The sequence below is a fragment of the Laspinema palackyanum D2c genome, from assembly GCF_025370875.1.
Lineage (GTDB): Bacteria > Cyanobacteriota > Cyanobacteriia > Cyanobacteriales > Laspinemataceae > Laspinema > Laspinema palackyanum.
In genome coordinates, this window is the sequence record NZ_JAMXFD010000013.1 from 168,760 (window position 1) to 179,895 (window position 11,136).

Annotated in this window: 9 protein-coding genes; 6 read left to right on the forward strand and 3 right to left on the reverse strand. The window is 47.3% G+C overall.

Annotated features, from left to right (window positions below):
- Positions 1-54: 54 nt before the first annotated feature.
- Together NG795_RS16510 and NG795_RS16515 are read left to right on the forward strand one after the other, a co-directional pair.
- Positions 55-192 carry a hypothetical protein gene (locus tag NG795_RS16510; RefSeq protein WP_367289742.1) on the forward strand — a complete coding sequence of 46 codons (138 nt, stop codon included), beginning with the start codon at positions 55-57 and terminating at the stop codon, positions 190-192.
- 87 nt (positions 193-279) lie between these two features.
- The gene (locus tag NG795_RS16515; RefSeq protein WP_367289743.1) at positions 280-456 is read left to right on the forward strand and encodes a hypothetical protein; all 177 of its coding nucleotides are present in this window, start codon (positions 280-282) and stop codon (positions 454-456) included.
- Positions 457-993: 537 nt separating this feature from the next.
- Here NG795_RS16515 and NG795_RS16520 read toward each other — a convergent pair.
- Together NG795_RS16520 and NG795_RS16525 are read right to left on the reverse strand one after the other, a co-directional pair.
- Complete coding sequence (locus NG795_RS16520) at positions 994-1,866, reverse strand: vWA domain-containing protein (protein WP_367289744.1); 873 nt, start codon at positions 1,864-1,866, stop codon at positions 994-996.
- 60 nt (positions 1,867-1,926) lie between these two features.
- Positions 1,927-3,555: an ABC transporter substrate-binding protein gene (locus NG795_RS16525; protein WP_367289745.1), complete on the reverse strand. Its 1,629-nt coding sequence runs from the start codon at positions 3,553-3,555 to the stop codon at positions 1,927-1,929.
- A 233-nt stretch (positions 3,556-3,788) separates the two neighbouring features.
- Between NG795_RS16525 and NG795_RS16530 the strand changes: the two genes are divergently transcribed.
- The 3 genes from NG795_RS16530 (at position 3,789) to NG795_RS16540 (ending at position 6,563) form a co-directional block, all read left to right on the forward strand.
- Positions 3,789-4,112: a hypothetical protein gene (locus NG795_RS16530; RefSeq protein ID WP_367289746.1), complete on the forward strand. Its 324-nt coding sequence runs from the start codon at positions 3,789-3,791 to the stop codon at positions 4,110-4,112.
- Between the two features lie 89 nt (positions 4,113-4,201).
- Complete coding sequence (locus NG795_RS16535; protein ID WP_367289747.1) at positions 4,202-4,735, forward strand: GIY-YIG nuclease family protein; 534 nt, start codon at positions 4,202-4,204, stop codon at positions 4,733-4,735.
- Positions 4,736-4,772: 37 nt separating this feature from the next.
- Entirely contained in the window at positions 4,773-6,563 is a 1,791-nt protein-coding gene (locus NG795_RS16540) for a protein kinase domain-containing protein (RefSeq protein WP_367289748.1), read from the forward strand.
- 283 nt (positions 6,564-6,846) lie between these two features.
- On the opposite strand, the gene NG795_RS16545 is transcribed toward NG795_RS16540, so the two are convergent.
- On the reverse strand, positions 6,847-9,207 hold the full coding sequence (locus tag NG795_RS16545; protein WP_367289749.1) for an ATP-binding cassette domain-containing protein: 2,361 nt from the start codon (positions 9,205-9,207) through the stop codon (positions 6,847-6,849).
- A 387-nt stretch (positions 9,208-9,594) separates the two neighbouring features.
- Here NG795_RS16545 and NG795_RS16550 point away from each other — a divergent pair, with 387 nt between their 5' ends.
- Entirely contained in the window at positions 9,595-11,049 is a 1,455-nt protein-coding gene (locus tag NG795_RS16550; protein ID WP_367289750.1) for a protein kinase domain-containing protein, read from the forward strand.
- The last annotated feature ends 87 nt before the right edge of the window (positions 11,050-11,136 follow it).

An 11,136-nucleotide genomic window follows, 5' to 3' on the forward strand; every position in this document is an offset into this window, starting at 1 on the left:
AATTTGGGTTGATTCATGACTCTCGGTGGGTGACTCTACCGAGAGTTTTTAAAGATGAATAAGGAGCTTAAATCTCCGATTTTGTATTTGCAAAACGAACCTAACAACAAGTTTAATTTAGAAGCTCATCAAAATTTAGATACGGAGGACGAATCCTTAATTATGGAATTATCACCCATGTATTTAGAATAGTTAGAAAATGCCAGTCAACAGGCTTTTGAACGGGCTTTTCAACAGGGTTTTCAACAAAGCTTTCAACAGGGCTTTCAACAGGGGATAGTGCTGGGTCAACGCCGGATGGTTGAAGGGATGCTCCAAGCCAAGTTTGGGGAGGTTGATGCGGAATTATCGGCAATCATTGAACCCTTGCTGCTGATTCCTCCTTTGGAAATGGGTTTGTTAATTTACCAACTTTCTCGGGAGGAACTGTTGGCGCGAGTGCGGAATTCAAATTAATCGTTTGGGTTGATTCATGACTCTCGGAGGGGTGACTATTCCGAGAGTTTTTTATGGATGAAGAAGGAGGCAGAGCCTCCCATAGAGAATTCCTAGGCAGAGCCTAGGAACGAGTTTTTAATGAGGTTTAACGCGGTTTAAAAAGGTGGTGTAGCCTCGAATAGAGAATTCTTAGGCAGAGCCTAGAAAAGAGTTTTAAAAGATGTTATTAAACAGGATTGATGGAGTTGCTTGTGTCTATAGTGGGGGTTTTATTGGAGGAAATAAATGGAATGAATCGCCGATGATGCTGTTATGCGGCTTGTTGTTGTTCTTTTACAACTAACCATTTGCCGGTGATGGGATCGCGATAGGTGGTGTAGGTGTTTTGGCGGAGTTGTTTGGTTTGGGTTGCCATGATGAATTACCTCTGGGTTGCTTCTGTATTTATAGTATTCAAGCAATGGAGGGGGTGGGGTGATGGGAACAACCGGGAGAGGCGATCGCGATCGCACCTCTGGGTTATCTCCCTCACCGACATGATTGCGATCGCGGCGATTAGCAAGGGTTTCCAAAGGGGATGCCAAATCCTTTCCAGATGGCAATTAGGGTGACTATGGTCCAAAATAAGGCGTTACCGAGGGCCATTTGACCGGCTAGGGTCATGTCTAGTCCCATGATTCCTTGGAACAGCCAGCGATCTAAGGGGAGGGTGAGGGTCCACATTAAAAAGATGAAGGCCCCGGATAACCAAAACATTACCCAGCGCAAGTTACTGTTAAAATCTCGGAAAAAGGTTTCAGTGAATAATAGGTCGAGGTTACTGGCTTCTGCTGATAGATAGAGTCCGTCGGTTAATCGGGTGGCTTGTTGCAGTTCCTCGGAGTTGGAACCGCCCACAATGACGACATTGATTTTAACGTTTTCTGATTGAGCCGTCTGGATGACGGTATCATTAATTGGGGCAATTCCATCGGTGACGAGGAGGAGTTCTCGGCAGCGATTTTCAATGGTACTCAGGGCATTTGTTGTCTGTTGAATGGCTAGGTTTAAGTTAGTTCCGCCGCCGAGTTCTTGTTCTAGGGTGGGTTGGTAGATGGCACTGTTGAATTGAGTTTCGAGTTGGTCGTTATCGGGGGTAAAGTCGGTGGTGAGGGCGCGAATGTCGCTGGCAAAGCCGAAGACTTGGATGGCGTTGGGTTTTTTAAGGCTTTGGTTTTGATTGATATAAGATTCGACGGCTTGAATTTCTTGTTGGCGAACGATGCCGGAGGTACTGTCGCTAAAGTCGATCGCGATCGCCACGGCAACGGGAGGTCTTCCAAATCCTAATAACCAGGATAAAGCAGCAACAATGGCGCAGCCTATCATGAAGATTAAGGGAATTTGAAATAAGGGGTACTGCCAGATTTGACGACGGGAACGAATCATGGTATTCTTAGCGGGTAATTGAGTGATGGGTTTAGTCCCAAATTAGCAAAAATTGCTGGTTTAAATGGGTTCAAATTGATAGCGAAATCCGGCGCTGGTTCCGGGAACAGCTTGGACTAGGGGAATGCGGTCAAATAGGCTGAAATCTGTGGCAGTTCCGGCGATCGCAATGCCGTTTTGTAGCAATTGTGAGGTTTCTGCCCTCGTGGGTTTTTGGGTGATGGCGTTGGCTAGGGCTTGGGTTGTATCATAAGCGGTGGCAGTCCGCCAACTAACTCGCCCTTGCCAAATATTGGTGGCTTGTGAGGCGAAGGCGTCCCCTTCTTGCCAGCGCCAGGGGACAGCTAGGACTAAGCCATTGATGGCGCTATCTCCATCTTTGAGGATATTCGGATTATACAGTTCGTCTCCCCCGAGGAGGGTGAGAGGGTTTCCGGCGTTGGCGTTGGCTTGGGCGATCGCCACAGCAGTTTGCACTTTGTTCTTACTGACGGCCAAAACCCCCACATTGGCCCCGAGTTGGCTGGAATCACTCACTTCGGTTGCTGGATTAAATCCCCCTTGGGTAATATCAACCTCTTTCACAACGGTTCCCGGAGTTTGCACCAAGGCAGCTTTGAAGGCATCTTTTAATTGCTGACTGTAAGGACTATCCGAGTTATAAAAAACGACGACAGCAGGGGAAGAAACAGTTTGTTCTGCGTAGGTTGCCAGAGTTTTGCCCACCCCTTCTAAATAGTTGGCAAACAACTCATTGGCTTTTTGCGCGAGGGAGATGGTTTGGAGAATGGATTGCCCGGGGGCGGTACTGGAAATACTGGTACTAATGGGGGATAAAACGGCTAATTGGGCGCGTTCATAGCGGGCGATCGCCTCCCGAGATGCTGCATCCACGCCATGTCCCATCACCCCCAAAACATTGGGTGATTGAATCAAATCTTCGGCGAGAGAAGGTGCTTTTCCGGGTTCCGATTCATTGACAATCACCACCTCTAACAATCGTCCCGGCAATTGCGGAGAATTGTTATATCGTTCTTGTTGTAATGCCACGCCCCGCAATACTTCTTTCGCAGAATTTTCACTGGCAGAAATCGGAACAACCACCGCAATAGTCAGGGGATTTCCGGCTTGTTTAGCCTTAGAATTATTAAAATAAATTTTGGCTTCGGGGTCGTTGGGGTCAGTTTGTGCCGCTTCCTGATATTGAACGATCGCTTCGGTCCAATTATCCTGACTAAATGCAGTCGCCCCGGCTGCTTTTTGGTTAAAATTAATCCCGGGATTAAAAAGAATCTTTTCTCCTTGACTGATCAGTTCAGCATTGACAGCGGTTTGACTCACGTTTGCTAACGGATCGGCGGCCCCGGGTGAGAGGGCAACTGTCTCGGAAGTGCTCTCCACCACTTCGGGATCACGATTTCGTCCGAACAGATACCAGGCACTTGCGCCGAGTAACAACACCACCAGGGCGATCGCCACCAATCCCGGTAGATTCGACCCCCTGCCGCCAGATAGGACTGTTTTACTGCCCTGGGGAGACTTTTTCCCCGTCATCGCCTCCCGAGGTAACCCACAGATCATACAGTCTGGGGTGTAGTTTTCCTGGGGAGGGTGGGGGCCAGAACAATTCGGATAATGCTGGCCATTTTTCGGGACTCCATCGCAGATCCAACTTTGTGGTGCACTCACCTTAGACAACCTCTCTACTCTCAATCTCTGTTCTTATTCTAAAAGTTAGAATCACCAAAATCCCCCACTACTCCGCAATCAATCTCCCCCAACCCTCCAAAACTTCCGCCCAAAGGGGAACTCTTGCCATAAGATAGGTTAAAGGTTAAGGGCATCGCAGCCCTTTCAAGGGTCCCGGACTACCCCGGTGTTTCCCTCAACCGATTCAGTTGTCGTCATTATCAGCAGTTCTTATGGGTCTTAAAATTGTTCAAAACTTTGGGGGTAGCTTCACCCTCAACCCAGAAACCCAATCGGTTCTCTTTGAGTTATTAAATAGCCCAGAATTTGTTCATCAGGTTGCTACAGCCGCCCAGTGTCATCAAGTTGAATTTACTGAGTTAATGTTCCAACCTGTTCCCTATAGTGAACAGACTCCCAAGGGAATGCCTCGGGAATTTGAACCCTATCATGAATCTGAGGATTACCTGATTATTAATGTCCCTCCGAACTTTATGTTTAAAGCCAAAATTTTCAACCCCAGCCGGATCTGTGTGGTCTATCGTAAACTCAGTTAAAATTATCCATTAGGGGAACGCCACTGGACCGATTTCCGGTGTTCCCTTTCATTCAAATCCGAGACTATTTTTCTGGACATTAATCACTCATGACCGATATTTCATCCCTATCTACTCTCGACTTTTTACCCTATCTTGATGATGAGGGAAATTGCAACAGCGATTTTACGGGCAAAGTCGGGGTCTATGCCATTTTTGATAAAGACAAAACCTTACAATATATCGGATATTCCCGAGATATTGTCTTGAGTCTGAAACAACATCTGATGCGAAAACCGGACTGTTGTTATTGGATTAAAGCGCAAACGATTGATCGCCCCAGTCGGACAATTTTAGAAGAAATTCGCGAGGCATGGATTGCTGAAAATGGGCAGATGCCGCCTGGGAATGGGGCCGATGAAGCCCAATGGACGCAGGCGATCGATGTTAAACCCCTGATGACGGATGAGGAACGGGAAAAATATGAAAAAGCGATCGACGAACTCACCCAGATGAAACTGTTAAAACAGGTGTCACGCCGTGTAGAAGCGGATTTGTTAGCGGTCCTGGCGTCTCGGGGACTTAAAGAGGCCATTCGGTTTAATCCCAAACTCAAAGAAAGTGGTTTGCTAGACTTAAAATAATCCCGGGTTGTGCTGTATGATTTACACCAACCCTGTGATGTCCGTTCTAACCCCTACTCTGTCAAATTCCATGAACTCGGTACTGCTCAATAATCGCTATCGTATCCTTCAAGAATTAGGGATGGGTGGATTCGGCCAAACGTTTTTGGCGGAAGATACTCAAATGCCCTCTAAACGTCGATGTGTCATTAAGCAGCTTAAACCCGTAACTGGCAATCCCGCAATTTATCAGATGGTCCAAGAACGATTTGCGCGGGAAGCGGCAGTTTTAGAACAATTGGGGGATGGAAATGCTCAAATCCCCAAGTTGTTTGCTTATTTTGAATTAGAGGGACAATTTTATCTGGTTCAAGAATGGATTGAGGGGGGTACTTTAACTAAGAAGGTCCAAACCTTTGGGCCCCTGAGTGAGGCAGAGGTGCGATCGCTGTTGACAAAAATTCTCCCAGTCCTCGGTTATGTCCATAGTTTCCGCATCGTCCATCGGGATATTAAACCCGATAATATCATGTTGCGCCCCTCGAACCCGGGAAGTTTTTCCCCAGGGGAAGATATACCCGTCTTGATCGACTTTGGGGCGGTGAAAGAAACAATGGCAACGGCGATGAGTTCTTCTGGGGGAGTAACTAACTCGATCGCCATTGGCAGTCCCGGGTTTATGTCGGCGGAACAAGCTGCCGGTAGACCCTTGTATTCCAGCGATTTGTATAGTTTAGGACTGACGGCGATTTATATGTTAACCGGGAAAATTCCCCAGGAATTTCCCACGGATCCGGCAACAGGTGAGATCCTGTGGCGGTCCTTTGCACCCACAGTGAGTCCCGGTTTAGCAATGGTCCTCGATCGCGCCATTCGGTTTAATCCCCGCGATCGCTTTCCCACCGCCCAAGAGATGTTAGATGCCTTAAAACCCGATATTAACTCTCAAGTGGCAACGGTCCCCGTCGCCCCGGCATATCGTGCCCCCGTGCCCCCGTCTCAAGTGGCAACGGTCCCCGTCGCCCCGGCACATCGTGCCCCCGTCCCTCCTTCCTCACCTTCACCCTACCGACAATCATCGCCTCAACCCTCCGGTATTTCTCCCCGGGCACTCGGCATTGCTGCGGCAGTATTGGGGATATCCTTTCTCATCGGATTTGGCATCGCCCAAGACAGAATGCCTTCGGATCCCCCGATCGCGACACCCCCTGCGAATAATCCCCCTCCGGATTCTCCACCGCCTTATACTCCACCGTCTTATACTCCCCCCATTATTTCCCAACCCACGACTCCAGAAAGACCCCCAGAGGTTGTTCCCCCGGAAGAACCGAAAACGCCTCCCGTGGTTGTCCCTCCCTCGGAACCCGAACCTCCGGTGGATGAAATCCCGCCTACAGAAACGGAAACGCCTCCAGTGGTTGTTACCCCAACAGAACCCGAACCTCCGGTGGATGAAATGCCGCCTGCGGAATCGGAAACGCCGGATAGTACCCCCGAACCTACAGAACCTGTAGGCGATCGCCCAACTCCTGAAGAGTCCATCAGCGACTACTATGCTAATATTAATAACCGCAACTATTCCCAAGCTTGGAATCAACTCGATCCGCGATTTCAAACCAATCAATCCGGCGATTATGATACATATACCAACTGGTGGAATACTGTGGAAAATGTTAATGTGAATAATATTAATGTAGTTGCCAGCACCCCCTTTTCTGCCATTGTAGACACCTCCTTAACCTATACCATGCAAGACGATGGCAGAATTTCCAATGAAACCCTGCGAATGTCGTTAATTTGGAATGAAGAAACCGGCACCTGGGCGATCGAACAAACCAGTCGCCTATAATTCCCTTCCCCTGTTCGTAGTAACGACTTCAGTCGTTTCTTAATTGTTCGTAGTAACGACTTCAGTCGTTTCTCAATTGTTCGTAGTAACGACTTCAGTCGTTATCTTCAATTGTTCGTAGTAACTGACATCTTACAACTGTAGCGGCAACCGACAGGCGTTATGGAGAATGGTGAGTTTGTCTAATTTACTAAAAACTAAGAAAACGACTGAAGTCGTTACTACGAACTAAGAGAACGACTGAAGTCGTTACTACGAACTAAGAGAACGACTGAAGTCGTTATCAAAAAATGTCTTTCCGCTTCTGCACCCATAAAGTCAATCCTAAATACACCGTGGCGTGCAATAACAACATTCCCCAATTTAACCCCAAATTCGCCCAAGTAGGCTCATAAATTGCCGTCGGTTCAAAAGGCAACGGCATCGCCGTTCCATCGGGTAAAATAGTCGCTTCCGGGACCATTGCATTCACATTCACCAATGAACCATAGGCCCCCACGGACCAGCGACTCAGCATCACCCAGGAAATCACTCGTCCCACCCCTTCCATGCTAAATAATACCCCCGCAAAAATAATTTGTGGCAGCAATAATAGAGGTAAAGAACTATTCGCTTGAGAACTATTTTTAACCAAGGCAGAAACCAGTAATCCCAGACTCATACTGGTAAATAAAGTCAAAAACGTACTGATTCCCACTCCAATCGGCCAGGGAATTAACTCCGGTTCGGGGCTTTTAAATCCCACTAAAATCGCCCCCACCATTAACAAAGTTTGCAGGAGGGCTAATCCCCCTAAAATCAGCAATTTAGAACCCAAATAGGGAAATAGTCCTAAATTGACCAACCGTTCCCGCATATAAATCGCCCATTCTTTGACAATTTCTTGTAAAGAAGTCGAGAGTCCAATCCAAATGGCGGCACAGGTAAATACAAATAACACCCGAAGGGCTAAGGGGGCTAAAGTTGCTTCTGGTTCTCCGATTAACGGATCTTTGTCTCGAATCGCTAAAGTGATTAAACTAATTCCAATCGGTGCAGTTAATAACACCAACCCTAAGTTAATCGGGTCCCGTTGTACTAATTTAAAATAACGTTGAGTCAGGAGAGAAAGTTGCTGTAATCCAGAGGGTTTGACTTGACTGGGAGGGGCGACTGCCGACCCTTTGCCCGTACTCAAATGATTTTCTACATAATTGCGATAATACGTGGACTGCCGAAAGCTATTAGCCCATTGTGCGGCGTGTTCCTCCCCTTGTTCAAGTTCGTTGTAAATATCAGCAAAATCACCGGAATTGATGCGGAAAAATTGGAACGCTTCATCCGGAGGACCAAAATAGCAGGGATGTCCACCGCGTCCCATAAAGACGACCCGATCGCACAGTTTAATATTCGCCGTCGCATGAGTGACTAATACAATCGTTCGCCCTTGATCCGCTAACTTCCGCAACAATTGCATCATTTTTTTATCCAGTCCCGGGTCAAGTCCTGAAGTCGGTTCATCTAAAAAGAACAATTTCGGGTCCGCGAGTAATTCTACCCCGATACTCACCCGTTTGCGCTGACCCCCACTCAGTTGATTCACCAATACCGTTTCGCGATCGCCCATTTCAATTTCCGCGAGAGTCTTGGTAACCACCGCCTCCACATCTGTATCCGGTGGCAATCGTAATTTCGCCGCATAAGTCAGCACTTCTCGTACTGTTAGCTGTCCGTGAATAATATCATCCTGGGGAACATACCCGATTTGAGTGCGATAAATATTAAACGTCGTCCGCAAATCATCCCCATTAATATACACCCGGCCCTGAGTCGTCGGGTCAATTCCTAATAAAGTCCGCATCAGAGTAGACTTTCCCGTACCACTCCCCCCCACCAATGCCACAAACTGTCCCGGTTCGATCGCCAGGGTCACCTGATTTAACAACCGCTTGACTGCCTTGCCATCTCTCACCTCACGGACTAACCCCTCCGCATCCAAGCGAATCTGACTCCCTTGATCCAAAACCTGTAACTCATCCCCCCGGAGTAACAACGTAAACGGACCAATCCGAATCGTTGCACCATCACTCAGACGCTGGGAAGTCTTCACCCGTTGACCATTGACAAATACTCCATTTGTGCTATAGTCTGTTATCGTATAATTATCAATAATTGCATGACGACGGGAGACAATCGGCGCATCCAGTTGGAGATTACAGGATGGATCGCGTCCCAACACCACCGATCGCCCCGCTAACGAGAGCGATCGCACCGTGGGGGCAACTCCTGCACTCGCCGGATTAACATAAGTGAGTAAAATTTGGTCTTTCGGATTTTGACCGATACGAATCTGCGTCCCATCGCGCAACAGAAACCCTTCCTGTGGGGTAATTCGAGTGCGATCGATAAATAAACCATTGGTACTCGGGCGCTGTCCATCGCCATCATAGAGGTGATACTCACTCCCCACCTTAGTCAAAACCGCATGAGCACGGCCAATAATTTGCCAATCCGGGGGAACCACCAAATCCGCCCCAGAACTGCGATCGCGTCCAAACACATGGCGATCGCTGGTCAACTCCAGACGCATCACCTTACCATGATTATTCAGTTCCAGATAGGGATTGACATTTAAAACCGTTTGTTGTCCGGGGTGATTGGTCATTGGTCATTTGTTATTTGTCATTTGTTATGGGAGAGTTACGGTCCACTCTCCACTGTTAACTATCCACTCTCCACTATCCACTGTCAATTGTCAAAGCATCAAGCAACTTCCTTCCCCAAAAAACTAAGGACTAACAACCCAGGACCAATGACCACCCCCTCATTTCCCTGCTGTCCGTAAATTGAAAAATCTGACAAAATCGCTGTAACTTAATCATATAAATCTTTCTAGCTGTTGTCCGTAAAATTATCCGGCAATACCTTTAATTAAGAAACCCTGACAAACGACATAAGACCCCTAACCATTCTTAAAGATTAATTAACAAAATTCACCTGAACCAAACAGTCGTGATATGCTCAGAAAAAGTCTGACGAGGCGAGCCGAGCTATGATGACCCCAACAAGGCTGAACAACCGCTATCAAGTGATTCGAGACATCGGCGCGGGTGGATTTGGGCAAACCTTTCTGGTAGAAGATACCCAAATGCCGACCCAAAGGCGTTGCGTGGCCAAACAACTCAAACCTGTTACAACCAGTCCCCAAATCTTTCAACTCCTGCAAGACCGCTTTGCCCGAGAAGCAGCTATCCTAGAAGAATTGGGAGAGGGAAATACCCAAATCCCCCGGTTATATGCGTATTTTGAAGAAGACAGCCAGTTCTATCTCGTGCAAGAATGGATAGAAGGAGAAACCTTGACTCATCGGGTTCAAAATAGCGGCAAACTTAGCGAAAGTTCAGTGAGAGAAATCCTCGTCAGTCTGCTGCGGGTTTTAGAATTTGTTCATGGTCAACGGATTGTCCATCGGGATATTAAACCGGATAATATTATTTTGAAAAACTCCGATGGAACCCCGGTTTTAATAGATTTTGGCGCAGTCAAAGAAGCAATGGGAACCGTGATGAATTCCTCGGGGAACGGAACCCGTTCCATTGTGATTGGTACGCCGGGATTTATGCCATCAGAACAAGCAGCAGGACGTCCGGTTTATTCCAGTGATTTGTATAGCTTGGGATTGACGGCGATTTTTTTATTGACGGAAAAATGGCCCCAGGAATTGCAATCTGATTCCCGGACAGGTGAGATTGTTTGGCGACAATATGCACCGCGAATTAGTCCAAGTTTGGCAACGGTTTTGGACAAGGCGATTATGTCCCATCCCCGCGATCGCTTTCATAGCGCCCGAGAAATGCTCTCGGCGATCGCTACGTCAGTTTCCAACGCTCCCACCCTTGCTGCCTTATCATTGGCAGAGAACCCCACTGTAGCGATATCTCCCGGTGGGAGTAACTCCCAAACGCCGCCAGTTAATTCCCGAGACTCATCCAAACCAATCTTGATTAGTAGTGCGATCACAGGAGGATTAATTGGTGCATCTATCTTGATCGGATTTGCCCTTAACAAATCTACGCCACCCAGCTCAGAACCAACAACAGTAGAAGCGCAAACTACTTCACCTTCTACACCAGCATTACCTCTTCCATCGGAGACCCTTACAGTTACAGAAAACCCAAATTTACACGATTCTACTCACCAACCTCCCTTTGACTCCCGAGAAATACAAAATCAAACGAATGAATACTCTTGGTTATCCGCTAGACGAGTAACCGATGCCGATTTAGTCGGGAAAACAGCTTTTCAACTTGACATCATGCGGAATGGTATTTTTGCTCGTCATGGTCGCCGTTTTAATAATCAAGCGTTACAAAGCTACTTTAATAGCCAAACCTGGTATATTCCAATTTATAATCCTGATATTTTCCCCGATAATTTACTGTCTAACCTGGAGCAAGAAAATGCCGAATATATTTTGGATTTCCAAAATAGAAATGGCTTAAGATGATTGATTACATCCCACATTCCGCAGGTTGAATCAAGTCAGTAAATAATATTTCTGGCAGGAGGCCCCTAGGAACTGAAGGATCCATCG